At 52.8% G+C, this 25,316-nt stretch carries 22 protein-coding genes; 19 read left to right on the forward strand and 3 right to left on the reverse strand.

The features are described from left to right. Nucleotides 1–195: 195 nt before the first annotated feature. Together sapB and sapA are read right to left on the reverse strand one after the other, a co-directional pair. Nucleotides 196–1,161, reverse strand: a complete 966-nt coding sequence (gene sapB, locus NQ842_RS11550; protein WP_014832146.1) for a putrescine export ABC transporter permease SapB — start codon at nt 1,159–1,161, stop codon at nt 196–198. Next, nucleotides 1,158–2,798, reverse strand: a complete 1,641-nt coding sequence (gene sapA / locus NQ842_RS11555) for an ABC transporter substrate-binding protein SapA (protein WP_257256877.1) — start codon at nt 2,796–2,798, stop codon at nt 1,158–1,160. Before sapA ends, sapB begins: the two co-directional genes overlap by 4 nt. A 668-nt stretch (nt 2,799–3,466) precedes the next feature. On the opposite strand from sapA, the gene NQ842_RS11565 reads away from it, so the two are divergent. From NQ842_RS11565 to NQ842_RS11580, 4 genes are read left to right on the forward strand one after another with little or no spacing between them, the layout of a single operon-like run. Next, nucleotides 3,467–5,224, forward strand: coding sequence for a type I secretion system permease/ATPase (locus NQ842_RS11565; protein ID WP_257256879.1), 1,758 nt, complete (start codon nt 3,467–3,469; stop codon nt 5,222–5,224). Continuing rightward, complete coding sequence (locus NQ842_RS11570) at nt 5,217–6,530, forward strand: HlyD family type I secretion periplasmic adaptor subunit (RefSeq protein WP_257256880.1); 1,314 nt, start codon at nt 5,217–5,219, stop codon at nt 6,528–6,530. The genes NQ842_RS11565 and NQ842_RS11570 overlap by 8 nt, the downstream gene beginning before the upstream one ends. Continuing rightward, nucleotides 6,530–7,891 (forward strand): TolC family outer membrane protein, encoded by a 1,362-nt coding sequence (locus NQ842_RS11575; protein ID WP_257256881.1) that lies wholly within the window; start codon nt 6,530–6,532, stop codon nt 7,889–7,891. The genes NQ842_RS11570 and NQ842_RS11575 overlap by 1 nt, the downstream gene beginning before the upstream one ends. Nucleotides 7,892–7,918: 27 nt before the next feature. Then, nucleotides 7,919–9,652, forward strand: a complete 1,734-nt coding sequence (locus NQ842_RS11580) for a lipase (RefSeq protein WP_118282809.1) — start codon at nt 7,919–7,921, stop codon at nt 9,650–9,652. Between the two features lie 70 nt (nt 9,653–9,722). On the opposite strand, the gene pspF is transcribed toward NQ842_RS11580, so the two are convergent. After that, complete coding sequence (gene pspF / locus NQ842_RS11585) at nt 9,723–10,700, reverse strand: phage shock protein operon transcriptional activator (protein ID WP_125366422.1); 978 nt, start codon at nt 10,698–10,700, stop codon at nt 9,723–9,725. A 166-nt stretch (nt 10,701–10,866) separates the two neighbouring features. Here pspF and pspA point away from each other — a divergent pair, with 166 nt between their 5' ends. From pspA to NQ842_RS11660, 15 genes are all read left to right on the forward strand, one after another. Further along, on the forward strand, nt 10,867–11,535 hold the full coding sequence (gene pspA / locus NQ842_RS11590; protein ID WP_013096403.1) for a phage shock protein PspA: 669 nt from the start codon (nt 10,867–10,869) through the stop codon (nt 11,533–11,535). A 54-nt stretch (nt 11,536–11,589) separates the two neighbouring features. Beyond that, a complete protein-coding gene (gene pspB, locus NQ842_RS11595; protein ID WP_046887778.1) occupies nt 11,590–11,814 on the forward strand; it encodes an envelope stress response membrane protein PspB in 225 nt (74 codons plus the stop codon). Further along, complete coding sequence (gene pspC, locus NQ842_RS11600; RefSeq protein WP_014832138.1) at nt 11,814–12,173, forward strand: envelope stress response membrane protein PspC; 360 nt, start codon at nt 11,814–11,816, stop codon at nt 12,171–12,173. The genes pspB and pspC overlap by 1 nt, the downstream gene beginning before the upstream one ends. A gap of 12 nt (nt 12,174–12,185) precedes the next feature. Then, on the forward strand, nt 12,186–12,407 hold the full coding sequence (gene pspD, locus NQ842_RS11605; protein ID WP_063411542.1) for a phage shock protein PspD: 222 nt from the start codon (nt 12,186–12,188) through the stop codon (nt 12,405–12,407). A 196-nt stretch (nt 12,408–12,603) separates the two neighbouring features. Next, entirely contained in the window at nt 12,604–14,301 is a 1,698-nt protein-coding gene (locus NQ842_RS11610; protein WP_257256882.1) for an alpha-amylase family glycosyl hydrolase, read from the forward strand. A gap of 15 nt (nt 14,302–14,316) precedes the next feature. Beyond that, nucleotides 14,317–15,609, forward strand: a complete 1,293-nt coding sequence (locus NQ842_RS11615) for an ABC transporter substrate-binding protein (protein ID WP_257256883.1) — start codon at nt 14,317–14,319, stop codon at nt 15,607–15,609. 23 nt (nt 15,610–15,632) lie between these two features. Further along, on the forward strand, nt 15,633–16,514 hold the full coding sequence (locus NQ842_RS11620; RefSeq protein WP_257256884.1) for a carbohydrate ABC transporter permease: 882 nt from the start codon (nt 15,633–15,635) through the stop codon (nt 16,512–16,514). Continuing rightward, the gene (locus NQ842_RS11625; RefSeq protein WP_047361675.1) at nt 16,501–17,343 is read left to right on the forward strand and encodes a carbohydrate ABC transporter permease; all 843 of its coding nucleotides are present in this window, start codon (nt 16,501–16,503) and stop codon (nt 17,341–17,343) included. Before NQ842_RS11620 ends, NQ842_RS11625 begins: the two co-directional genes overlap by 14 nt. A gap of 28 nt (nt 17,344–17,371) precedes the next feature. After that, nucleotides 17,372–18,424 carry a zinc-binding alcohol dehydrogenase gene (locus NQ842_RS11630; RefSeq protein WP_257256885.1) on the forward strand — a complete coding sequence of 351 codons (1,053 nt, stop codon included), beginning with the start codon at nt 17,372–17,374 and terminating at the stop codon, nt 18,422–18,424. 18 nt (nt 18,425–18,442) lie between these two features. Beyond that, a complete protein-coding gene (locus NQ842_RS11635; RefSeq protein WP_203462337.1) occupies nt 18,443–19,231 on the forward strand; it encodes a sugar phosphate isomerase/epimerase in 789 nt (262 codons plus the stop codon). An 11-nt stretch (nt 19,232–19,242) separates the two neighbouring features. Then, nucleotides 19,243–20,301: a Gfo/Idh/MocA family protein gene (locus NQ842_RS11640; RefSeq protein ID WP_257256886.1), complete on the forward strand. Its 1,059-nt coding sequence runs from the start codon at nt 19,243–19,245 to the stop codon at nt 20,299–20,301. Then, entirely contained in the window at nt 20,295–22,574 is a 2,280-nt protein-coding gene (locus NQ842_RS11645; protein ID WP_257256887.1) for a glycoside hydrolase family 65 protein, read from the forward strand. The genes NQ842_RS11640 and NQ842_RS11645 overlap by 7 nt, the downstream gene beginning before the upstream one ends. Next, nucleotides 22,564–23,241 carry a beta-phosphoglucomutase gene (gene pgmB / locus NQ842_RS11650; protein WP_257256888.1) on the forward strand — a complete coding sequence of 226 codons (678 nt, stop codon included), beginning with the start codon at nt 22,564–22,566 and terminating at the stop codon, nt 23,239–23,241. The genes NQ842_RS11645 and pgmB overlap by 11 nt, the downstream gene beginning before the upstream one ends. Before the next feature lie 2 nt (nt 23,242–23,243). Beyond that, complete coding sequence (locus NQ842_RS11655) at nt 23,244–24,326, forward strand: ABC transporter ATP-binding protein (RefSeq protein WP_047361681.1); 1,083 nt, start codon at nt 23,244–23,246, stop codon at nt 24,324–24,326. A gap of 66 nt (nt 24,327–24,392) precedes the next feature. Then, nucleotides 24,393–25,307 (forward strand): OmpG family monomeric porin, encoded by a 915-nt coding sequence (locus NQ842_RS11660; RefSeq protein ID WP_257256889.1) that lies wholly within the window; start codon nt 24,393–24,395, stop codon nt 25,305–25,307. Nucleotides 25,308–25,316: the final 9 nt, after the last annotated feature.

A 25,316-nucleotide genomic window follows, 5' to 3' on the forward strand; every position in this document is an offset into this window, starting at 1 on the left:
CTCCAGTCGTCAAACTGAAAGTATAGAAGAAACGAAGAGGGGGGAATCGTAGCTCCAACAGCCCATGTTTCGATTGAGACTGTTGGAGCAAAAAAAACAATGTGTACAAATTTGCGTATTAAAACTCAAAATCGATAGCGGATTTATTAACTATCACATTGATTTTAAATGAAAAGCTATGCAGTCTTATAGCCGCTATCGTAAGGCATACCATTCCTTATGCTTCAACGGGTTGGCCATTGCACCCAAAATATCGGAAATCACGTTAACAATAATCACCAGCGAACCAATCACCATCACGCCGGCCGATATGGCAGCGTAATCCTGCTGACGAATAGCGTTAATCAGCCAACGTCCAAGACCCGGCCAGCTAAAGACCATCTCGGTGATCATCGCCAGAGTCAGCATGGTCGAAAACTGCAGCCCAAGACGCGGGATGACAGGAGGGAGCGCGTTGTGCAGGACATGACGACGCAGGATCGTCAGGCGAGAGAGTCCCCGCGTGGCAGCCGCTTTGACATAGTTCTGATCAAACACGTCCATGGTGCTCAGACGCATCAGACGGATGACTTCTGTGGTGGGTGCCACCGCAAGTGTCAGCACCGGCAATACCATATGACGCAGGGCGCTGACGATCATTTCATGACGCCAGACGGAGTCAGACAGCCATGCATCTATAATGGCAAATCCGGTTACCGATTTAACCGTGTAAAGCAGATCAAAGCGGCCCGATACCGGCAGCCAGCCCATCGTCAGCGAGAAGAACATCGTCAGTAACAGCGCCAGCCAGAAGACCGGGATAGAAAAACCGAGCAGGGCGAGGGCGCTGATAAATTTATCCTGCCATTTGTTGCGATAAATCCCCGCCAGCATGCCTACCGGAATACCGACCATCAGGGCAAAGCCGAAGGCCAGAATACAGAGCTCCATCGTGGCCGGAAAAACCTCCTTCAACTGCTCAGAGATAAGCTGTCCGTTGATACTGGAGACGCCAAAATCCCAGTGCAGCAGGCCGTTAAACCAGAACAGCCAGGCATCCCACAGCGACGACCCCTGAAGCGGGGCGTGTGGCGTAAAATAGCTCAGACTGAAGCCAACAAAGGTCAGTAAAAAGAGGGTCACCAGCAGCAACAGGAGTCGACGCAAGGTAAAAATAATCATGGTTTTTTCACCTCTTGTTCTTTTTCGCGGGCAACCCCGGCGAAGGAGGCGTTGCCGAACGGGCTCAACACCAGGCCTTTAATATCGTAACGATAGGCCTGCAGACGCAGGGATGAGGCCAGCGGCAGCACGGGCAGATCCTGAGCCAGGATCTTTTGCGCTTCATCATAGGCATCAATGCGTGACGAGAGCTGTTGTGATGCCAGTGCTTTTTGCAGTACGGCGTCGAACTCACGGTTACACCAGTGAGCGTAGTTGGTCTGCGAGTTTATTGCCGCGCAGCTCAGTAACGGACGGAAGAAACTGTCCGGGTCGTTACTGTCAGTCGCCCAGCCCGTCAGCGTGAGGTCATGGTTCATATCCATCAGGCGCGCTTCCTGGAAACGCCCCTCAACCGGTACGATGATTACTTTTACCCCTACCTGCGCCATATCTGCCTGTAGCAGCTCGGCGGTTTTCAGTGGGCTTGGGTTCCAGGCCTGGGAGCTGGTCGGCACCCAAAGTTGCAGCGTCAGGTTTTCAGCCCCCAGGGCTTTAAGCTGTTCGCGCGCTTTTGCGGGATTGTATTCGGTGATTTTGGCTTCACCGTCATACGCCCACGAAGCGCGCGGTAAAATAGAGGCAGCGGTTTCCGCGGTGCCGTAATAAATCGACTGCATCAGACGCTGGTTGTTAATGGCCAGCGCCAGCGCGTGACGGACGGCCGGGTTATTCAGCGGCGGCTTATCGGTGTTAAAGGCGAGGTAGGCAATGTTCATGCCCGGGCGCAGCGTCAGACGCAGGCGCGGATCGTCACGTAAAATGGTGAGCTGACTGGCGGCAGGCCAGGCCAGCACGTCGCATTCGCCGGTCAGCAGTTTCGACAGTCTTCCCGTTCCGCCAGAACCCAGGTCGACCACTACCTGCGGCATCAGCGGCGTGCCGCGCCAGAAGTGCTCATGGCGCTGCAGACGAATGTATTGCCCGGCGCGGTATTCGGCCAGCTGGAACGGACCGGTGCCCACTGGCTGGCGGTCAAGCAGCTCCTGACGATCCTGCTTGTTCAGGTTTGCCGCATACTCAGCAGACATGACGGACGCATAGTGGGTGGCCAGATGCCAGAGGAAAGAGGCATCCGGGCGCGTCAGAGAAAATTCGACCGTCCGGTTATCCAGTTTACGCACGCTTTTAACGGTGTCGGCAAACTGCAGGCTGTCGAAATAGGGGAAATTCCCCCCGTTGACGTTATGCCACGGATGATTGCGGTTGAAGATCCGCTGGAACGTAAAGACCACATCGTCTGCATTCAGTTTGCGCGTAGGGGTAAACCACGGCGTATGCTGAAACGCAACGTCATCACGCAGACGGAAACGGTAGGTTGCGCCGTTGTCCAGCACTTCCCAGCTTTCCGCCAGTTCAGGAACCAGACGGTAGGTGTACGGATCAACATCAAGCAGACGATCATAAAGCTGAGCGGCAAGGGTATCCACAATCAGGCCGCTGCCCGCTTTCTGCGGGTTGAAGGTATCAACCTGGCCGCTGACGCAGTAGACGAAGCCGCTGTCACGAATATCAGGCTGCTCAGCCGGCTCGGGTGCAGCGAAGGCCTGGCTACTGAACAGACTGAGTGCAAAAAAGGACGATAAAACCAGACGCATAATTTTTAAGGTATTGTATGTTAAGTGGCTATCTTACTAATATTAAACGAAATTATCCAGTGTCGTTTATCCCTGAGGGCATCCTGGGGGCAGTAGCGCTTGCAGTCGCTCATTCAGCATACCAACCTGATCGGCGTTCATACCGACTCTCCACTTTGAATATACCTCATTAACCATCTTAGCATTTTCATGCCCTGTCTGACTCGCGATAAACGAAGGATTCGCCCCGACAGACCGTATGCGGTTAGCAACTGCGTGCGTGATTGGCTGATGGAACTCACGGCAGACATCTTCCCGTTACCTCGCGATGCGATATTGAGTGGGCAATAAAACCCCATAATAAAGTGCGCGCTGTTTATCTTGTGCAAGCAGGATGCGATAGCGTGAATTATTATTGAGGCGATGCATTACAATAAGAAATATTCACTAAACGTATTCTTTTTTAATTAATGGTTGCGTTGCGAGTAACGTTGATTTATATACTGATCCTCTGATTCTGCAATTTGGCAGGGCGAAAGGAAAAAAGAATAAAATGAATCGTCATAACATCTAAGAAAATTACAGTTTTCTGTTGGGGCATACCGATCGGCACTGCACCTGGTTGTCTGCTTTTTTATATTTATTGTTAAATCTTTTTCATCATGAACGTCTCGCGTCTTTCTCATGGCATGAGAATTGACCAAAACATCAGAGGGTTAGGGGTGATTGAACCTTTGGGGCTAATTAAGAATTTTGCACGCGTTCGCACACGCATATTCGTGACGATTGCGTTTTTCTCATCGGTCATAAATATACTGATGCTGGCGCCATCTATTTATATGTTGCAGGTTTACGATCGCGCGCTGTCATCCGGGAATACCACAACGCTTTTTATGTTGACGCTGCTGGTGTTATTTATGTTTGCCGTCATGGCACTCCTTGATTACGCGCGTGGCATCGTTATCATCCGATTGGGTAATCAATTTGATAATGCGCTTTCGCCTGCACTCTATACCGCTGCATGTGAAAGTAATCTCGTTAAGCACAGCCCGAATGCCGGGCAGGCTATCAGCGACCTCACCGTTATACGCCAGTTTGTTACCGGCCCGGCGTTATTTGCGGTTTTTGATTCCATTTGGTTTCCCGTGTATCTCGGCGTTATTTTCCTTTTTAACACCTGGCTCGGGGTGTTCTCGCTTTCAGGCGCATGTCTGCTGCTGGCCCTGGCGTTTATCAACGAAAAAACGACGCGTCAGCTTTTGAATGAAGCCGGGGGGTATGCCTTGATCTCAAATCACCAGGCTAACAGCACCTTACAATCTGCCGAGACGCTGCATGCCCTGGGGATGACTGACAACGTTAAGGCGCGCTGGTGGCGTGGGCATCTTCAGTTCCTTTACTGCCAGAGTGCGGCCAGTGAACGCGCTGTATTGATGTCTGCCGTCACCAAAACCGTACGTATGGCGCTTCAGTCCCTCATGCTGGGGCTGGGTTGCTGGCTGGCGATCCTGGGGGACATCTCGCCGGGCATGATGATCGCGGGGTCGATTTTGCTCGGAAGAGCGCTTTCACCGGTGGAACAACTCATCAGCGTGGCGAAAGGCTACCGGTCAGCTCGTCTGGCATGGGAACGCGTGGTTCGTCTGACGGGAGACTTTCCCCCGGCGCAGGAGAGCATTCGCCTGCCGGCTGCGCAGGGTGTGCTCACGGTGGAAAATGTCACCGTTTTCCCCCCGGTAAACCCCCGGCAGCCCATATTGCAAAACATCACTCTGCGGGTAAACCCGGGTGAGGTGCTGGGAATTGTGGGAGCCAGCGCATCGGGGAAATCCTGTCTCGCCAGAGTGTTGTGCGGTGTCTGGCCTGCCGGAGAGGGGGATGTCAGGCTGGATGGGGCGGATATTTATCAGTGGCAGAAGCAGAAGCCGGGTCCCGGAATCGGCTACTTGCCGCAGGACGTTACGCTTTTCACGGGAACCCTCGCTGAGAATATTGCCCAGTTTGGTGAGATTGATTCAACACAACTGATCGCCACGGCAAAGATGGCCGGGATCCACGACATGATTTTGCGTATGCCTGACGGGTATAACACCCTGACCGGCGAGCAGGGCATGGCCCTGTCGGGTGGGCAAAAACAGCGCATTGGCCTGGCCCGGGCGCTGTACGGCAATCCGGCACTGGTGATCCTTGATGAGCCCAACGCTCACCTCGATGAATCGGGTGAGCAGGCTTTGCAGCAGGTTATCCGGCAGCTCCGGCAGCAGAAAAAAAGCGTTGTCATCATTTCTCATCGTCCGGGAATATTGCCGCTGACCAGCCATCTGCTCGTCCTGGAAGGCGGAAAAACCAAGCTTTATGGCCCAACGGCACAACTCTTACAGCAATCAGCCCGCCCGGTAAATAAGACAAACAGCGTCCCTGCTGAACAAGGAAAAGCCCATGCATAATAGCGATGCGCAGAAGACGCCCCTTGTTGACGTCGTTCCGTTTGTCCGCCTGGGCTGGGTAGTGTTGCTGGCAGGGCTGGGATCTTTCTTGCTCTGGGCGGCACTGGCGCCGCTGGATAAAGGTGTTGTTTCCACCGGAACCGTGGTGGTGGACGGCTACCGTAAGGCCGTACAGGCACCCACAGGCGGTGTGGTGACAAGCATCGCCGTCAAAGAGGGACAGACGGTACATAAAGGCGACCTGCTGGTGCTGCTCAGCCAGCAATCGACGCTCGCCCAACTCTCCGCTGCGCGCCAGCATTATCTGACGTCGCTCATTGCTGAAAACCGCCTGCAGTCTGAGCTGGCGGGCATGCAAACGCTGACCTTACCCCCTGAGACAGAAGACGAAGCCCTGCGGGATGCGATCGAGCCCATTGTGGTTCAGCAACGCCAGCTTATGCATGCCCGGCAGGAAGCGCTAAAAAATGCTCAGGAAAACGATGCTCAGGCCATCGCTGGGCTGGCACGTCAGCGCGATTCGCTTGCCAGAACCTGCGAGACGAAAGCGCAAGGGCTTGCGTTGTTAAATCGTCAACTCAGAGACCTGAAGCCACTGATGGAAGAGGGCTATTTCCCTCGTAACCGCTTCCTCGATATCCAGGTGCAATCGGCGTCTCTGGCGGGCGAGGTGGGCGAAACCCGCAGTAAAATAGTGGAGTTAGGTAATCAAATAGCGCAGCTCGAACGCGGCATGCAACAGCGTTTGGTTGACAACCGGAAAGATATAGAAACGCAAATTGACCAGCTTCGCCTGCAGGTCAGCGAGAGTAAAAAACAGCTGACGCTCTCTGATGTCGATCTCTCCCTGACCCGCGTCGTCGCACCGCAGGACGGTGTGGTGATGAACCTCGCGCTTGTGAGCGATAGCGCGGTGGTGAGTGCCGGAGAGCAGCTGTTGGAAATTGTCCCACAGACATCTCCCCTGATTATCGACTCACAGATTGACGTCGCCCTGATCGATAAAGTCCATAAGGGTATGCCCGTCACTCTGATGTTCACCGCCTTCAACCAGCAAAGCACACCGAAAATCCCGGCCCGGGTAGCGCTGGTGTCCGCGGATCGCCAGACCGATCCCACGACTCAGCAGCCGTACTACAAGATTCAGATCGCCGTTACGCCGGAGGGCATGAAAAAACTGGAACGTGAGGATATTAAACCGGGCATGCCAGTAGAGGTCTTTATAAAAGCCGGAGAGCGCTCGCTGTTGAGCTATCTGTTGAAACCCATCATGGATCGTGCGTCGCGGTCGTTCATCGAGGAGTAATGATGTTTACCGCAAAATTAATACCTGTTGTGTATCTGCTCGCGCTGATGACGTCCTTTTCAGCAGCTGCGCTGACACTGACCCAGGGCTGGTTCATGGCGCTGGACAACGATCCGCAGTACCGCGCTGCCGTGAAGGATCAGCTTGCCGGAGAAGAGTACATCCCCATTGGTCGCGCCGGGTTACTGCCAAAAGTCAGCGTTAGTTATCAGCGTGCACCGCGTAACTGGCAACGGCAGCAGTACCAGCAGACAAATTTGTTGGGGGAGCGTTCTGAGGTGGTGCAGCATCAACAATATGACAGTTATTCGGGATCGGTTACCGTTGTTCAGCCGCTGTTTGATTATGATGCCTACGCGGGATATCGCATCGGCATCATCAAAAAAATGCAGTCAGATGAACGCTACCGAAGCAGTCTGATTGATCTGCAAGACCGTTTCATTACCGCCTGGCTGGATCTTACCGAGGCGCATCAGCGGCTCCAGCTTGCGACTCTGCATCGTCAGGGGCTGGAAGAACAGAAAAAGCAGGCTCAGCGACAGTTTGAGGCCGGTGAGGGCGCAGTAACGGATGTCACAGAGACCGCCTCTGCGCTCAGTCTGGCGATTGCGGATGAGGTGGAGGCGCGCGATACGCTGGATACGGCTAACGTTGCGCTATCGGCGATCGTGGGCATGGATCTTTCGCAGACGGCAGCGCTGCCGATACTCGGTGAAAAGCCGCTTAAGCTGCCGCTGGCATCAAAAGACTATCGATACTGGGAACAAAAGGCGGCCGCGCATAATCCCGATATCCTTTCTGCCGGACATAGCGTGGAAGAAAAACGCTATGAAATTGAACGCAGCCGCGCTGGTGCGCTTCCCCGGGTACAGCTTTACGCGATGCATTCGGAGAACGACTCAAGCAACGACAATACCATTCACCAGAAATATCGTACCGACAGCATAGGTTTGCGCGTCAGCATGGATCTGTTCTCCGGGGGCGGCGTTTCCGCCTCCATTCGTCAGGCGGCGGCCCGCTATGAGCAGGCAAAATATCTTCATGATGCACAGCGGCTGGCGACCTACAGCGAAATTAAAAAATCCTTAAATAAATGCCTCCATGCGTCAGAGCGCCTGGCTGCCTATGCTTCCGCGGTGGAGGCCGCCAGGCGACAAATTGAAGCGACGAAAAAAAGCATTCAGGCAGGTCAGCGCATGAATATCGATTTATTAAATGCAGAACAATCTTTCTATAAAACCAAAGTTGAGCTTACTGCAGAAAAACATGCTGTCATTAAGGCATGGGTCAGTTTGCTCGCGCAGACGGGCGAAATAAACAATGATAACGTTATGTTACTTGATTCGTATTTTGCTCAATGATTGTTGATAATAAACAGAGGGACGACTATGCCTGTATTCGATTATCAGGGCGAGAAAAACACGCAGCTTATTAAGGATGCACTGACCATTGAAAGTATCAATTTTGGTGCAGCCACGTATGCTGATTATACCTATACAGAAGAAAATGGCTGGAAAGTATTAGACGGGACAACGCTTAACTACAGCGGCTGTACTAATCCCTATGGTGCTTTTTATGGCGAAAGTCTTCTTGAAACCAGCGCCGAATGCAACGTTATGGGAAAATATGACGCCAATGGCAAGCTGGTCAATATAGGCATTAGCTTCTGGGGGACGGGCACTTACGCCAGCGCGCCTTCACTTCAGCATACCATCAATACCGCGATGGATACCGTCAGCGACGTATTGTCGGCACTGGTCGACGGCTATGCGGATAACTATGTTCTCAACGCGTATAAAAACCTCATGAGTTCGGTGGCCGCGTTTGCCACGGCAAATGGCCTGACCGGGAATGACATCATCATTACCGGACATAGTCTTGGCGGACTGGCCGTGAATAGCATGGCAACTCTGTCCGCACAGGGCCAGTGGGGTGGTTTCTTTGAGGACGCGAGCTACGTCGCATTTGCCTCCCCGACCCAGAACCTGGCCGACGATAAAGTGCTTAATATCGGTTATGAGAACGATCCGGTGTTTCGTGTGTTAACGGGTCATAGCCTGACGCTGGACAGTTTCTTTAACCACGACACGCCGCTTGAAACCTGCACCAATAACATCGTCTCCTTTAATGATTACTATGCTGGCCTGACCAGCGATTGTAAGTTCTTTTCGATTGCGAATATGGCGTCATGGGCCGGGCACTCCGGTCAGGGCTATACGGACGGTGCATTACGAATTATGGATTCTGAAATCTATGATTTCACCCATCAAAACTCCAACATTATTGTTTCTAATCTTTCTGAAGCCTACCGTTCGACGACCTGGGTTTCGGATCTCAATAAATCCGTAACGCATGTGGGGTCGACATTTATTATTGGTACCGAAACGAACGATTTATTGCAAGGCGGGAAGGGTAACGATTATCTCTGCGGTGGCGGGGGAGATGACAGTTTTAAAGATCACAGTGGCTACAATGTTATTTATGGTGGCGCAGGGACCAACACCTACGTAACGGAATGTAATATCGCCGATTTCAATTTTAGTCACGATGCAGAAGGAACGCTGTACTTTAAGTATTCCACCGGGGATATTACCCGGGCGGAAGATATCCATTACGTTAATGCTGACCACACATTATTCAGTCTGTTTGGTATTAACATTAACCAGAATGCGACATGGCAGGTTACAGATTATGGGTTAGAAGGTGATAGTGGCTCCATCGCGTATGCGAAAAGCTATTACGCCGATACGGAGAACAGCTTTACTATCTCGACCGCCAGTAATGACAGCTGGTTCTATTCAGGAGCCAACGACAGTGAGATCAGCGTAAACGGTAACAATAACAATGTGGTTTCCGGGTATGCCGATGACGCCATTCACCTCAACGGCAGCGAAAATACGCTTCTCTTCTATGGTGATTTTGGTCATGACACGGTCTATAACCTCTCCGCTAGCGACAGCCTGATCTTTATGGCTAACCAGAACATTGCCGATAATGACAGCTATCTCAACCATCTGTCGTTTGACGGTGATAATGCGTTACTCACCTGGGGCGACAGCAGCGTCACGCTGGTCGGTGTTAATAACGATATGCTTTCGCAGATGCATATTGCGGTAGCATAAGTCTTATCCCCGCGGGACCCTCGCGGGGATACGTTACTTCTGAACGTCTCTGCCAACACAGCCCTGACAGTCAGCGCATCTGATGCTTTTTGAGCAATGCCCTTAACTGGTGGTAGGTCAGCCCCAGCAGTTCAGCCGCCCCTTTCTGATTATATTTCGCTAACTTCAGGCTCTGCTCCAGCAGCTGTTGTTCCTGCTTATGCTGGAACTGACGCAAATCAACAGGGAGTGAAGGCACATCGTCCGGGCTCGCCGGCGCGGTAACAGAGGGCGCGTTACGCTGAAAAGGATCGAGAATAATGTTATCCAGTTCCGTGTCACTGCTGCCGTGACGGTAGACAGAGCGTTCGACGACGTTCTTCAGTTCACGAATATTTCCCGGCCAGGGATAATTGAGCAGCGTCTCCTGGGCATTATCGCTAAACCCCGGGAAAAGCGGCAGGCCGAGCTCACGGCACATCTGAATGGCAAACTGTTCTGCCAGCAGCATGATGTCACTGCGCCGCTCACGCAGCGGCGGAAGCTGGACGACATCAAAAGCAAGGCGGTCAAGCAGGTCGGCGCGAAATTTATCCTCCGCCACCATTTCCGGCAGGTTGGCATTCGTCGCACAGACAAGACGAACGTTGACCTGCAGCGGCTGACTGCCGCCGACGCGTTCCAGTTCGCCGTACTCAATGACGCGCAGTAATTTTTCCTGGACCAGCATTGGCGCGGTGGCCAGTTCGTCGAGGAACAACGTGCCACCATCGGCGCGCTCAAAACGACCCGGATGGCGTTTTTGCGCGCCGGTAAACGCGCCCGCTTCATGCCCAAACAGCTCAGTATCGAGAAGGTTTTCATTCAGCGCGGCACAGTTGAGTGAAATGAACGGGCCATCCCAGCGCCCGGACAGATAGTGGAGTCGGTTGGCAATCAGCTCCTTACCCGTACCGCGTTCACCGATAATCAACACCGGTTTATTGAGCGGGGCGAGGCGCGAAACCTGCTCCAGGACTTCGAGAAAGCTGTTGGCTTCACCGAGTAAATTGTCTTTATATCCAGCCATGATGAAATTAACCACTCTTTAGCGAGATTCACCAGGTGAGCTTAGTTCCATGGTGGGTGAAAATCAATCACATTTAATAAAATCAATAAGATAAAAAGTTGGCATGAGAATTGTATTGTCTGTACAGCAGGGCACCGCCCGATAACAGAAATGTGAGGATTGAATTATGGGTATTTTTTCTCGTTTTGCCGACATCGTGAACGCCAACATCAACTCGCTGCTTGAAAAAGCGGAGGATCCGCAGAAGCTGGTGCGTCTGATGATTCAGGAAATGGAAGATACGCTGGTTGAAGTTCGCTCTACCTCCGCCCGTGCGCTGGCGGAGAAAAAGCAGTTAACCCGCCGTATTGAGCAGGCTACCGCCCAGCTTAACGAATGGCAGGAAAAAGCCGAACTGGCGCTGCGTAAAGATAAAGAAGATCTGGCCCGTGCCGCACTGATTGAGAAACAGAAACTGGCGGACATGGTCACCGCGCTGGAACATGAAGTGACGCTGGTGGACGACACGCTCACCCGTATGAAGAAAGAGATTGGCGAGCTTGAGAACAAGCTGAGCGAAACCCGTGCGCGTCAGCAGGCATTGACACTGCGTCACCAGGCGGCAAACTCTTCCCGCGATGTACGCCGTCAGCTGGACAGCGGCAAGCTTGATGAAGCAATGGCGCGTTTTGAGTCCTTTGAACGTCGTATCGATCAGATGGAAGCGGAAGCGGAAAGCCACAGCATCGGCAAGCAAAAATCGCTCGATCAGCAGTTCGCCGACCTGAAAGCCGACGATGAAATCAGCGAGCAGCTGGCGGCCCTGAAAGCCAAAATGAAGCAGGACAATCAATAATAATTTATGCGGCACCTGAGCGTGCCGCCACGCATCGTACGACAAGGAGTACACATGAGCGCGCTTTTTCTGGCTATTCCCCTGACCATTTTCGTGCTGTTTGTTCTGCCGATCTGGTTATGGCTGCACTACAGCAACCGTTCTTCACGGGACTCGCTTTCCCAGAGTGAGCAACAACGTCTGGTTCAGCTGTCCGATCAGGCGAATAAGATGCGTGAACGCATTCAGGCGCTGGAAGATATCCTGGATGCGGAACATCCGAACTGGAGGGAGCGTTAATGTCTGGACTGAATTTGAATAAAAAATTGTGGCGGATCCCACAGCAGGGCATGGTTCGCGGCGTCTGTGCGGGGCTTGCCCACTATCTGGATGTACCCGTTAAGCTGGTGCGCGTGGTAACGGTGTTATCGATTTTCTTCGGTCTGGCGTTTATCACGCTGGTGGCATACATCGTTCTGTCGTTTGTGCTTGATCCTATGCCGGAAGGCGAACTGGCTGCAGAAGGGGCACCACGTAGTGGCGATATTCTCAACCAGGTGGATGCTGAACTGGCCGCAGGTGAAAGGCGCCTTCGCGAAATGGAACGCTACGTGACATCTGACACCTTTACGCTGAGAAGTCGTTTTCGTCAGCTTTAAGAGAGAGCTTTAATGAATAAAAACTGGCAACAGGCCGGTCAGAAGGTAAAACCCGGCCTGAAAATCGCAGGTAAACTGGTCCTGCTGACGGCATTACGCTATGGCCCGGCAGGGGTGGCTGGCTGGGCAATAAAATCTGTTGCCCGTAAGCCGGTGAGAATGCTGCTGGCCTTGGCGCTGGAGCCGCTGTTGCAAAAACTGGCAAAACGCGTTTCACGCCGATACCTCTCCTGATCCTCTTGTGTGCGTCAGCCTTTCTTTTTTGAGAGAAAGGCTGACGTCATTTCTGTGCATTTTCTTCGTTTCTCTCCTTTCTTTGCGGCAGCTCACATTACTGCGTAGCGCCGCGTTGAGATCGCGTTTTTATGCGCTCAGGTCCGTTGACAGATATTTTTCATGGGAGTAGATTGCCTTTCGTGGGACCGCTACCATGGGAAATAAAGTGAACGCGAAAATTAAAAGTTTAATTAGTCTTGTTTACGGTGATTCGTTTTCTGAGATGCAACTGGAAAGTTTGTCAGAGAAAATCTCCAGTGCTGCTAACGTTATTAGTGAAAAGCGTAAATCCGGTTGGGATGAAAAAGATGTCGTCCTGATTACCTATGCCGATCAGTTTTACAATGAAGGGGGGAATGCGCTGCCTGTTTTTACCCGTTTTTATAACAAATGGCTTTCTCGTTCATTTTCTCATGTGCATCTTTTACCTTTTTACCCGTGGTCCTCTGATGATGGTTTTTCCGTTATCGATTACCATGACGTTGCGCCTGAAACGGGAACATGGCAAGACGTTGCTGAATTAAAGCAGTATGCCAGTTTAATGTTCGATTTTGTTTGCAACCATATGTCAGCGAAAAGCCAATGGTTCGCTCATTATCTTGCGCAAAAACCGGGCTATGAAGATTTCTTTATTTCCGTGGATCCGCAAACCGATTTATCTGCTGTGACACGGCCTCGCGCATTGCCTCTCCTGACACCTTTTACACTTGATGATGGCAGCGTCCGGTATCTGTGGACGACCTTCAGCGATGACCAGGTTGACCTCAATTTTGCCTCTCCTCAGGTGTTGATCGCGATGGTGGATGTGCTTCTCCATTACCTGGTAGAAGGGGCGCGCTATATCCGCCTTGATGCAGTCGGTTTTATGTGGAAGATCCCCGGAACACGCTGCATCCATCTTGAACAAACGCACCGTTTGATTCAGCTCTTCCGCGCCATTACGGACGCTGTGGCACCGGGTACGGTGATTATCACTGAGACCAATGTCCCGCATAACGACAACGTTTCTTACTTTGGTGACGGCAAGAATGAAGCGCAGATGGTGTATCAGTTCTCGTTACCACCGCTGGTTCTGCATGCCGTTCATCGTCAGGATGTCCGGGCACTTTGTCAATGGGCCTCATCGCTGGAACTGCCGTCAAAGCAAACCACCTGGTTTAACTTTTTGGCTTCGCACGACGGGATTGGACTTAATCCGTTACGCGGAATTTTACCGGAATCGGAAATTCTGTCGCTGGTAGAAACACTCCAGCAGGAAGGCGCGCTGGTTAACTGGAAAAATAACCCTGACGGAACGCGCAGCCCGTATGAAATCAATGTGACTTACCTCGATGCATTAAGTTATCAGGACTGTGAGGATAGTCTGCGCATAGCCCGTTTTATATTGGCTCATGCCGTACTGTTGAGTTTTCCGGGTGTGCCTGCAATCTATATTCAGAGCATCATTGGCTCCCGCAATGATTACAATGGGGTGGAGCGGTTAGGGTATAACAGGGCAATAAACCGTAAGAAATACTGTGCCGGAGAAATTGACGGCGAGCTTGAAGATAAAAACGGCCTGCGTAATAAGGTTTATTGCCAGTTAAGCGCATTAATAGCATTACGACGACAAGAGAAAGCATTCCATCCAGACAGTGAGGCATTCTTCGAAACCTCAGGTGAACATGTTTTTAAAATAGTTCGCATTGCCGATAACGGCGAGCGAATTACAGCACTCTTTAATTTCAGTAATGATATTCAACACCTCCCTTCAAATAGTCAGTCAGGAAAAGATTTAATAACCGGGATCAATATTAACGATACGACGTTGACCCTAAATCCATGGCAGGTTATGTGGATTAAAGAAAACTAAAAAAGGACCTTAACAATGAAAATGCCGAGAATTGTGCTGATTTCAGCACTGGTTTCGTGCGCCCTGTTATCAGGCTGCAAGGACGACACACAATCTTCTGTGACCATCGAGTTTATGCATTCATCGGTTGAACAGGAGCGCCAGGCCGTCATTACGAAACTGATTGAGAAATTCGAGAAAGAGAATCCGTCCATCACGGTGAAACAGGTACCGGTCGAAGAGGACGCATACAACACCAAGGTGATAACCCTGGCCCGAACCGGCGCTCTGCCGGAAGTGATTGAGGTCAGCCATGACTATGCAAAAGTGATGGATAAGGAGCAGTTACTGGATCGCAAGGCCATTGGCGAAGCCATTAAAGCGGTTGGTGAAAACACCTTCTACGAGGGCATTCTGCGTGTTGTTCGCACGGAAGACGGCACCGCGTGGACGGGTGTGCCAATTAGCGCCTGGCTGTCAGGTGTCTGGTACCACAAAGATGTTCTCGCCGCGGCGGGTATTAAAGAGCCGCATAACTGGCAACAGCTGCTGAAAGCCAGTCAGATGCTCAACGACCCGGCTAAGAAACACTACGGTATTGCGCTTCCTACTGCTGAAAGTGTCATGACCGAGCAGGCGTTCTCCCAGTTTGCGCTCTCAGGTGGAGCCAATGTCTTCGACGCGCAGGGCAACATCCAGATTGATACGCCGGCCATGTCAAACGCACTGGCGTTTTATAAAGAGCTGGCGAAGAACACGATGCCTGGCTCGAACGATGTCATGGAGATCAAAGACGCGTTCATGAACGGTTCCGCGCCAATGGCGGTTTACTCCACCTACATTCTGCCTGCCGTGTTTAAAGAAGGGGATCCTGCCAACCTGGGCTTCGTGGTCCCAACGGAAAAATCGTCTGCCGTTTACGGCATGGTGACGTCGCTGACGATCACGACCGGCCAGACTGAAGAAGAAACCAAAGCCGCCGAAAAATTTGTGACCTGGATGGAGCAGGCTCAAAACGCGTCGGACTGGGTCATGATGTCTCCGGGGGCGGCGTTACCGGTGAACAAACTGGTGGTGGATACCGAGAGCTGGAAAAACAACGAGGTCATCAAAGCCTTTGGTCAACTGCCTTATGAGCTGATCGCACAGTTCCCGAACGTGCAGGTATTTGGGGCCGTGGGCGACAAAAACTTTACCCGCATGGGCGACGTGACAGGTTCCGGCATCATCAGTTCGATGGTGCATAACGTGACGGTAGGTCAGCAAGACCTCAACACCACGTTAAGCAACAGCCAGAAACGCCTGACTGACCTGGTTTCACAACGATAGGAGCGCTTCTGCGGAAGGAAATTATGAAGACGTTGTTTTCTGGTCGTTCAGATATGCCTTTCGCCATGCTGCTGTTGGCCCCCAGCCTGATTTTGCTGGGGGGCCTTGTGGCCTGGCCAATGATTTCCAACATTGAAATCAGTTTCTTACGCTTGCCGCTCAACCCGCGCATTAGCGCGGTGTTTGTTGGGCTGGATAACTACATCCGTATTTTGAGTGATGCAGCGTTCTGGCACTCCCTGTGGATGACCTTCTGGTATACGACACTGGTCGTTATGGGTAGCACAGCGTTGGGATTGGTTGTCGCCATCTTTTTTAACCGGGAGTTTCGGCTGCGTAAAACGGCGCGTTCGCTGGTGATTTTGTCCTACGTCACGCCCTCTATTTCACTGGTGTTTGCCTGGAAGTACATGTTCAACAACGGCTACGGCATTGTGAACTACCTGGGCGTAGACCTGCTGCATCTGTATGACCAGGCGCCGCTATGGTTCGACAACCCCGGCAGCAGCTTTGTGCTGGTGGTGCTGTTCGCCATCTGGCGCTACTTCCCGTATGCGTTTATCTCGTTTCTCGCGATCTTACAAACGATTGATAAATCGTTATACGAAGCCGCAGAAATGGATGGCGCGAATGGCTGGCAACGTTTTCGTATCGTCACGCTGCCCGCGATTATGCCGGTGCTGGCCACGGTCATCACGCTGCGAACCATCTGGATGTTCTACATGTTTGCGGACGTGTATCTGCTGACCACTAAGGTCGATATTTTGGGCGTCTATCTCTACAAAACGGCCTTTGCCTTTAACGATTTGGGTAAAGCTGCGGCTATCTCAGTGGTGCTGTTTGTGATCATTTTCGCCGTCATTCTGCTGACCAGAAAAAGGGTAAACCTCAATGGCAACAAATAAACGCATACTGGGACGTATTGGCTTTTATCTGGGGCTCGCGGCGTTCCTGATTATCACGCTGTTCCCGTTTTTCGTGATGCTGATGACCTCCTTTAAAAGCGCCAGAGAGGCGATATCGCTGCATCCGACCATTTTGCCGCAGGAATGGACGTTACAGCATTACATCGACATCTTTAACCCGCTGATTTTCCCGTTTGTGGATTACTTCCGTAACAGCATGGTGGTGTCACTGACTTCGTCGATCGTTGCGGTGTTTCTCGGCACGCTGGGGGCTTACGCCTTATCCAAACTGCGTTTTAAAGGGCGCACGACGATCAACGCTAGTTTCTACACCGTCTACATGTTCTCAGGGATTCTACTGGTGGTGCCGCTGTTCAAAATCATCACCGCGCTCGGCATCTATGACACCGAACTGGCGCTGATTATCACCATGGTGACTCAGACGTTACCCACGGCGGTATTTATGCTGCGCAGCTATTTCGACACCATCCCGGACGAAATAGAAGAAGCCGCGATGATGGATGGCCTTAACCGCCTGCAAATCATCTTTCGCATCACCGTTCCGTTGGCGATTTCGGGCCTGGTGTCGGTCTTTGTCTACTGCTTTATGGTGGCGTGGAACGACTATCTGTTTGCCTCCATTTTCCTGTCCAGCGCCAGCAACTTCACCTTGCCGGTAGGGCTGAACACGCTTTTCAGTACGCCAGATTACATCTGGGGCCGCATGATGGCGGCGTCGCTGGTGACGGCACTGCCGGTGGTCATCATGTATGCGCTGTCTGAACGTTTTATTAAAAGTGGTTTGACCGCCGGTGGCGTTAAGGGCTGAGGCGGCCAATTTTAACAAGGAGTGAGTCATGAAGAAGTTAGTTGCGACAGCGCCGCGTGTGGCAGCGCTGGTCGAATATGAAGACCGTCCCGTTGCCGTTCATGAAGTGAAAATTCGCGCCCGCTTTGGCGCACCGAAACACGGCACCGAAGTGGTGGATTTCAGGGCGGCGAGTCCGTTTATCGACGAAGAGTTTAACCCTGACTGGCAGCTGTTTACGCCGCGTGAAGAGGGGGCCGCTCGCGGGATCGAGTTTGGCACATTCCAGCTCGGGAACATGATTGTCGGGGACATCATTGAGTGTGGCGCTGACGTAACGGAATACCGTGTCGGAGACCGCGTTTGCTGTTATGGACCGCTGCAGGAGACGGTCATTGTGAATGCCGTCAACAACTACAAACTGCGCAAAATGCCTCAGGGCGCCTCCTGGAAAAATGCGGTCTGCTACGACCCGGCACAATTCGCAATGAGCGGCGTACGTGACGCCAATGTGCGGGTAGGGGATTTCGTCGTCGTCGTTGGGCTTGGCGCGATTGGTCAGATAGCCATCCAGCTGGCAAAGAAAGCCGGTGCGTCAATCGTTATTGGTGTCGACCCTATCGCGCACCGATGCGACATCGCCCGTCGCCATGGGGCAGACCACTGTCTGGATCCGATTGGCACGGATGTGGGTCTGGAAATCAAAAAACTGACCGGCAGGCAGGGCGCGGATGTGATTATCGAAACCAGTGGCTTTGCTGATGCGCTGCAGTCTGCGCTGCGCGGACTCGCTTACGGCGGCACCATCTCATACGTGGCCTTTGCGAAACCGTTCGCGGAAGGCTTTAACCTCGGCCGCGAAGCGCATTTCAATAACGCGAAAATTGTCTTCTCCCGCGCCTGCAGTGAGCCAAATCCTGATTACCCACGCTGGAACCGTAAGCGTATTGAAGAGACCTGCTGGGAATTGCTGATGAACGGTTATCTCAATTGCGAAGATTTAATCGACCCGGTCGTAACGTTTACCACCAGCGCTGAGAGCTACATGACCTATGTCGATCAGCATCCTGAATTGAGTATCAAAATGGGCGTCACGTTCTGAGCTAAGGAGAGCATGAAAATGAAAATCGCAACGCAAAACCAGGCCTTTTTCCCGGCTGATATCCTGGCAAAATTCCAGTACATCAAAGCCATGGGCTTTGACGGGTACGAAATCGACGGCAAGCTGCTGGTGGAAAACCTCGATGAGGTTAAAGCGGCCATTCACGCCACAGGGCTGCCGGTCACCACCGCCTGCGGCGGGTACGATGGCTGGATTGGTGACTTTATCGAAGAGCGTCGCCTGAACGGATTAACGCAGATCGAACGCATCCTTGAAGCGTTAGCAGAGGTAGGCGGAAAAGGAATCGTGGTTCCTGCCGCCTGGGGGATGTTTACCTTCCGCCTGCCGCCGATGACGTCGCCGCGTAGCCTTGAAGGAGACCGCAAGGCGGTGAGCGCCTCGCTGCGCTGGCTGGATGAGGTGGCGGCGCGTACCGGCACCACCGTTTACCTGGAGCCGCTGAACCGCTATCAGGATCACATGATCAACACCCTCGCGGATGCACGTCGTTACATCGAAGAGAATGGGCTGAAACATGTGCAGATTATTGGCGATTTCTACCATATGAACATTGAAGAAGACTCGCTGACGGAAGCGCTGCACCAAAACCGCGACCTGCTTGGCCATGTACATATTGCCGATAACCATCGTTATCAGCCGGGAAGCGGCTCTCTTGATTTTGCCGCTCTGTTCGACCAGTTGCGTGCCGATCGTTATCAGGGCTACGTAGTCTACGAGTGCCGCGTCCGCGCTGACGATCCTGCGCAGGCCTATCAGGACTCACTCACTTATCTGCGTGAATGCTAAGGATGACCAGCGTGATGAGTGCTTTAACACCTTCGCCTCTGCGTGTCGCCATTATTGGTGCCGGGCAGGTCGCGGACAACGTACATGCCTCGTATTATTCCACGCGCAGCGATGTTCAGATGGTGGCTGTCATGGACAGCCACCTTGAACAGGCTCAGGCGTTTGCTGAACGCCACGCTATTCCTTCGGCATGGCAGGACGTGAATGAAATGCTGCAGGCGGTCAAACCGGATGTGGTGAGCGTCTGTTCGCCCAATCGCTTTCATTTTGAACATGTGATGGCAGCCCTGGAAGCCGGTTGCCATGTTATGTGCGAAAAACCCCCGGCCATGACACCACAAGAGGCTGAGCTAATGCGGATTGCGGCCCGAACGGCGGGAAAGGTGCTGGCCTATGATTTTCACCACCGCTTTGCACGTGATACGCAACTGCTGCGCGAGGCGGTAATAAACGGGACGTTGGGGGAGATCTACTTTACCACGGCACAGGCGTTACGCCGCTGCGGTGTACCCGGCTGGGGTGTATTCACCAACAAAGCACTGCAGGGCGGGGGACCGCTGATTGATATTGGCATTCATATGCTTGATGCCGCGATGTATGTGCTGGGTTTCCCGGCGGTAAAACGGGTGACGGCGCACAGCTTTCAAAAACTGGGTACCCGGAAAAACAGCGGCCAGTTTGGGGAGTGGGATCCTGCGCAGTTTACCGTTGAGGATGCTCTGTTTGGCACGATTGAATTCTGCAATGGCGGCATTCTGCGTCTGGATACCTCCTTTGCGCTCAATATCCGTGAGCAGTCCATCATGAATGTCGCCTTTTGCGGTGACAAAGCCGGGGCAACGCTGTTCCCGGCTCATATCTACAACGATGAGGGCGGTATGTTGCAGACGCTCACCTTGCGCGAAGAGGCAGACGATCGGCGGCATTTACGCAGCATGGATGCGTTTGTCCGTCACGTCATGGGAGAGCCGGTAATGATTGCCGATGCCGAACAAGGGCTGGTGATCCAGCAACTGGTCGCCGCACTGTACGAGGCGGCAGAAAAAGGGGAAAGCGTAACGTTATGCTGAACCTGTCTGTATTAAACGATCCGGGTTTTAGCCCTCACAGCCTCAATAAATACGCGTCAATCATGGCCTGCGGCAACGGCTATATGGGCATACGTGCGACGCATGAGGAAAACTACACGCAGCAGACCCGGGGAATGTATCTTGCCGGGCTTTATCATCGTGCTGGTCGTAATGAGACCAACGAGCTGATCAACGTGCCTGACATCACCGGCATGGATATCGAACTGGACGGCATCAATTTCACCTTGCTGTCAGGGGAGATTATTGACTGGCAGCGGGAGCTGGATTTTGCCAATGGCGAACTGCGTCGTCGCGTAGTGTGGCGCTCGCCAGACGAAAAGCGCTACCGTGTGGAAAGCCGCCGTTTTGTCTCACTGGATCAACTGCCGTTGGTGGCAATGCAGCTCTCCGTCACTCCGCTGGATGCCTCATCAGACGTTATGCTGAGCACGGGGATTGATGCGACGCAAACCAACAGCGGCCGTCAGCATCTGGATGAAATCTCGGTAAGAGTCTTTGACCAGCACTACATGCAGGGCGTGTATGAAACGCAGGATCGCGCTGCGGATGTGGTGATATCGGCATGCTGTCGTCTCTCAACCACCAGCGACAGCTGCTTTACCGCGAAAAACCGGCGTATCACGGTTCATCACGCCGTGAAGGTTGCTCAGGGTGACACTGTCACGCTTGAGAAACTGGTCTGGGTGACGCATCGCAGCAATAAAGCGCTTTCCCAGGACACCTTTGCCCGCAATGCGCTGTCTGAGTTCAAGGTCTGTGCCACTAGAGGATATGCTGCGTTACTCGAACGCTCTGCGTGTGCCTGGAAAAAGGTCTGGCATGACTGCCGGGTGGACGTCACGTCGACGGAGCATCAGGATCAGCTGGCGCTGGATTACGCGGTCTGGCATCTCACGGCCATGACGCCTGCCCATGATGAACGGAGCAGTATTGCGGCTAAAGGCCTGACCGGGGAGGGCTATAAAGGCCACGTCTTCTGGGATACCGAAATTTTCCTGCTGCCTTTCCATCTCTTTACCCGACCCGAGGTTGCCCGTCGTCTGCTGCGCTACCGCTGGCTTAACCTGCCGGGGGCACGGGAAAAAGCGCGTCGTAACGGCTGGCCTGGCGCCCTGTTCCCCTGGGAGAGTGCCGCGAGCGGTCAGGAAGAGACGCCGGAATTCGCGGCGATCAACATCCGCACGGGCGTTCGTCAGAAAGTGGCCTCCGCGCTGGCTGAACATCATATCGTGGCGGATATTGCGTGGGCGGTTGTCGCCTACTGGCAGGCAACACACGATGACGCCTTTATGCGCAATGAAGGCCTGGCGCTGCTGATGGAAACCGCGTCGTTCTGGATGGGACGCGCGACGGAAGTTGGCGACCGTCTGGAGATCCATGACGTAATTGGGCCGGATGAGTACACGGAGCACGTGAACAACAACGCGTATACCAACTATCTGGCCTGGCACAATGTCGCCAGTGCCTGCCGGTTTATGTCGATGTTTGCGCGTGAAGACGGGCGATTTACGCAAAACGCGGAACGGTTCCTGGCGCGCTTATGGCTGCCTGAGGCAAACACCGACGGGGTCATACCGCAGGACGACACCTTTATGTCCAAACCCGCTATCGATCTGAGCCGCTATAAAGCAAAAGCGGGTAAGCAGACCATACTGCTGGATTATTCGCGCGCCGAAGTGAACGAGATGCAAATCCTTAAACAGGCCGACGTGGTAATGCTTAACTACCTGTTGCCGGAACGCTTTACGCCGCAGCAGTGCGCGGCCAACCTGGCATTCTATGAGCCGCGCACTATTCATGACTCGTCCCTGAGCAAAGCCATTCACGGGATTGTGAAAGCGCGTTGTGGTGATACAGAAGGGGCTTACGCCTTCTGGCGTGATGGCATTGCCATCGATCTGGGCGACGATCCGCACAGCAGTGATGACGGTATTCATGCTGCCGCAACGGGCGCGATCTGGTCAGGTGTTATTCAGGGATTTGCCGGTCTGCAGATCGTCGACGGGGAGTTACATCTGGCATCCAGGATGCCTGCGCACTGGCAAAGGCTGGCGTTTCCGCTGCGTTGGCAGAATGCGCAGCTGCACTTCATCGTTACGAAAGAGGCACTTACGGTGACCAGTTCTGCTCCCGTCACGCTAACGCTCTGGGGTAAAACCCTTCAGCTTTCGGGACGGCAGGTCTTGTCCTGCAAGGATTTTCTAACGTCTGTTACTGGGACCGCTACCACGGAGGGAAGGGATGGAGCTTAAAGCTGTTGTATTCGATCTGGATGGCGTGATCACCGACACCGCACACCTGCATTTTCTGGCCTGGCGTGCGGTGGCGATGGAGATTGGGATCACCATTGATGAGAGCTTCAACGAAGGGCTGAAGGGAATCAGCCGCATGGATTCCCTGCAGCGGATCCTGCGTCACGGTGGCAAAGAAGACGCGTTCGACGAAAAGCAGCGCCTGGCGCTTGCGGGGAAAAAGAACGATCTCTATGTCCGGTCGCTGGCTTCGCTTACGCAGGCGTCACTGCTTCCGGGCATTCGTGACGTGTTGTCCGATATCCGCGCGGCAAACGTCAAAATTGGGCTGGCGTCTGTTTCACTCAACGCTCCCGGTATTTTGCACGCGTTGGGGATCCACTGGGCGTTTGATTTCTGTGCCGATGCGTCCTGCATTGCCCGCTCCAAACCGGACCCGGAAATCTTCCTTGCCGCCTGCACGGGTCTTAACGTCCGCCCGGAAGAGGCTATCGGGATTGAGGATGCTGCCTCCGGCGTTGAGGCGATCAACGCCGCAGGGATGTTGTCGGTGGGAATAGGGGCAGGCCTCAACCATGCGGGACTTCAACTTCATTCAACGCGGGAGCTGACCTGGAAATGCCTGACCGATTTCTGGGCTTCCCGGACGGTACTGATAAGGAATTAAGAATGGCGCAACTTTCGCTTAAACACGTCCAGAAGATCTATGACAACCAGGTTCATGTGGTCAAAGATTTTAACCTCGACATTGAGGATAAAGAATTTATCGTTTTCGTCGGGCCATCGGGCTGCGGTAAATCGACGACGCTGCGCATGATCGCCGGGCTGGAAGAGATCAGCGCCGGTGAGCTGGTGATTGACGGTGTCTGTATGAATGATGTCCCGGCTAAGTCTCGTGATATCGCGATGGTTTTTCAGAACTATGCGCTCTATCCCCACATGACGGTGTACGACAACATGGCTTTCGGGCTGAAGATGCAGAAAATCGCGCCCGCCGTCATTGAAGAGCGGGTTAACTGGGCCGCTCAGATCCTGGGCCTGCGTGAGTACCTCACGCGTAAGCCCGGCGCGTTGTCTGGTGGCCAACGCCAGCGCGTGGCGTTAGGCAGGGCGATTGTGCGTGAAGCGGGGGTATTCCTGATGGATGAACCGCTTTCAAACCTTGACGCCAAACTGCGTGTTCAAATGCGTGCCGAAATCAGCAAGCTGCATCAAAAGCTGAATACCACCATGATTTATGTGACGCACGATCAGACCGAAGCCATGACGATGGCGACCCGCATTGTGATTCTCAAAGATGGATACATTCAGCAGGTGGGCGCACCGAAGCAGGTCTATAACGAACCGGCAAATATGTTTGTGGCAGGTTTCATTGGTTCGCCAGCAATGAACTTTATTCGGGGGGCGATCAATGAACGCTACTTCGTGACGGAAACGCTGCGCCTGGAAATCCCCGAAGACAGGCTCTCGGTACTTAACGCTCAGGGATATCAACGTAAAGCCGTGGTCTTTGGCATCCGACCGGAGGATATTTTCACCTCGCAAGCCAGCGGTGAGGCGATTGCCGCCAAAATCAGCGTTGCCGAACTGACCGGCGCTGAATTTATGCTGTATGCCACCGTCGGGGGCCACGAACTGGTCGTCCGGGCAGGGGCTGCCACTGATTATGCTGCAGGGGATAATATCGGCATTCAGTTCGATATGAATAAGTGTCATTTTTTTGACGCGGAAACAGAAGCGGCAATCAGATAATAAAAATGTTCGCCGGGAATATTAATTTCCGGTTTTTTTGTTTGTCCATTATAAAGGAATATTTTAATGAGTACTCTACTAAGAAGTGCTGCGCTTATTCTATGCGCAGGGGTTAGCTACGCACACGCCTCAGAACCGGCACCACACTGGAATTTTAATATAGGTGCCATGTATGAAATTGAAAACGTCGAAGGTCAGGGGGATGATAAAGACGGATTATATGAACCCTCCGTGTGGTTTAACGCCACATGGGATGCGTGGACGATTTCCCTTGCCATGTATCAGGAAGGTCCCGTTGATTACAGCAGTATGACCCGCGGGACCTATTTTGATCGTCCCGAATTCGAGCTGCGCTATCGTTTTATTGGAACCGATGATTTTACCCTCGGCCTGACCGGCGGTTTCCGTAATTACGGTTATCATTTCAAAGATGAACACGGCGCGAAAGACGGTAGCGCCAATATGCAGCGCTACAAAATACAACCAGACTGGGATATTAAGTTAAGCGATGACTGGCGTTTCGGCGGCTGGTTTGCCATGTATCAGTTTGCGAACGACCTGGAAAAAACGGGTTATGCCGACAGTCGTGTTGAAACAGAAACGGGCTTTACCTGGACCATTAATGAAACCTTCGCGGCAAAAGTGAATTACTATTTAGAGCGTGGTTTTAATATGGATAGTTCACGTAATAACGGTGAGTTTTCAACGCAGGAGATCCGCGCCTATTTACCCATTTCATTAGGTAACACCACGCTGACGCCGTATACCCGCCTGGGGCTCGACCGCTGGTCAAACTGGGACTGGCGAGACGATCCTGAGCGTGAAGGGCATGATTTTAACCGACTGGGACTGCTCTATGCCTACGATTTCAGTAACGGCCTTTCAATGACGCTGGAGTATGCCTATGAATGGGAAAACCATGACGAAAGCGAAAACGATCGTTTCCATTATGCAGGCGTGGGCGTGAATTACGCCTTCTGATCGGCTATT

It is taken from the genome of Enterobacter cloacae complex sp. R_G8 (genome assembly GCF_024599795.1).
GTDB lineage: Bacteria > Pseudomonadota > Gammaproteobacteria > Enterobacterales > Enterobacteriaceae > Enterobacter > Enterobacter dissolvens.

What these genes read in the sequence shown, in the direction of transcription:
- pspB (WP_046887778.1), top strand. Translation starts at nt 11,590, where the DNA reads ATGAGCGCGCTTTTTCTGGCTATTCCCCTGACCATTTTCGTGCTGTTT.
- NQ842_RS11580 (WP_118282809.1), top strand. Translation starts at nt 7,919, where the DNA reads ATGCCTGTATTCGATTATCAGGGCGAGAAAAACACGCAGCTTATTAAG.
- sapB (WP_014832146.1), bottom strand. Translation starts at nt 1,161, where the DNA reads ATGATTATTTTTACCTTGCGTCGACTCCTGTTGCTGCTGGTGACCCTC.
- pspD (WP_063411542.1), top strand. Translation starts at nt 12,186, where the DNA reads ATGAATAAAAACTGGCAACAGGCCGGTCAGAAGGTAAAACCCGGCCTG.
- NQ842_RS11630 (WP_257256885.1), top strand. Translation starts at nt 17,372, where the DNA reads ATGAAGAAGTTAGTTGCGACAGCGCCGCGTGTGGCAGCGCTGGTCGAA.
- NQ842_RS11615 (WP_257256883.1), top strand. Translation starts at nt 14,317, where the DNA reads ATGAAAATGCCGAGAATTGTGCTGATTTCAGCACTGGTTTCGTGCGCC.
- NQ842_RS11625 (WP_047361675.1), top strand. Translation starts at nt 16,501, where the DNA reads ATGGCAACAAATAAACGCATACTGGGACGTATTGGCTTTTATCTGGGG.
- NQ842_RS11635 (WP_203462337.1), top strand. Translation starts at nt 18,443, where the DNA reads ATGAAAATCGCAACGCAAAACCAGGCCTTTTTCCCGGCTGATATCCTG.
- NQ842_RS11565 (WP_257256879.1), top strand. Translation starts at nt 3,467, where the DNA reads ATGAGAATTGACCAAAACATCAGAGGGTTAGGGGTGATTGAACCTTTG.
- sapA (WP_257256877.1), bottom strand. Translation starts at nt 2,798, where the DNA reads ATGCGTCTGGTTTTATCGTCCTTTTTTGCACTCAGTCTGTTCAGTAGC.
- NQ842_RS11620 (WP_257256884.1), top strand. Translation starts at nt 15,633, where the DNA reads ATGAAGACGTTGTTTTCTGGTCGTTCAGATATGCCTTTCGCCATGCTG.
- NQ842_RS11660 (WP_257256889.1), top strand. Translation starts at nt 24,393, where the DNA reads ATGAGTACTCTACTAAGAAGTGCTGCGCTTATTCTATGCGCAGGGGTT.
- NQ842_RS11570 (WP_257256880.1), top strand. Translation starts at nt 5,217, where the DNA reads ATGCATAATAGCGATGCGCAGAAGACGCCCCTTGTTGACGTCGTTCCG.
- pspA (WP_013096403.1), top strand. Translation starts at nt 10,867, where the DNA reads ATGGGTATTTTTTCTCGTTTTGCCGACATCGTGAACGCCAACATCAAC.
- NQ842_RS11645 (WP_257256887.1), top strand. Translation starts at nt 20,295, where the DNA reads ATGCTGAACCTGTCTGTATTAAACGATCCGGGTTTTAGCCCTCACAGC.
- pgmB (WP_257256888.1), top strand. Translation starts at nt 22,564, where the DNA reads ATGGAGCTTAAAGCTGTTGTATTCGATCTGGATGGCGTGATCACCGAC.
- pspF (WP_125366422.1), bottom strand. Translation starts at nt 10,700, where the DNA reads ATGGCTGGATATAAAGACAATTTACTCGGTGAAGCCAACAGCTTTCTC.
- pspC (WP_014832138.1), top strand. Translation starts at nt 11,814, where the DNA reads ATGTCTGGACTGAATTTGAATAAAAAATTGTGGCGGATCCCACAGCAG.
- NQ842_RS11610 (WP_257256882.1), top strand. Translation starts at nt 12,604, where the DNA reads ATGGGAAATAAAGTGAACGCGAAAATTAAAAGTTTAATTAGTCTTGTT.
- NQ842_RS11575 (WP_257256881.1), top strand. Translation starts at nt 6,530, where the DNA reads ATGATGTTTACCGCAAAATTAATACCTGTTGTGTATCTGCTCGCGCTG.
- NQ842_RS11655 (WP_047361681.1), top strand. Translation starts at nt 23,244, where the DNA reads ATGGCGCAACTTTCGCTTAAACACGTCCAGAAGATCTATGACAACCAG.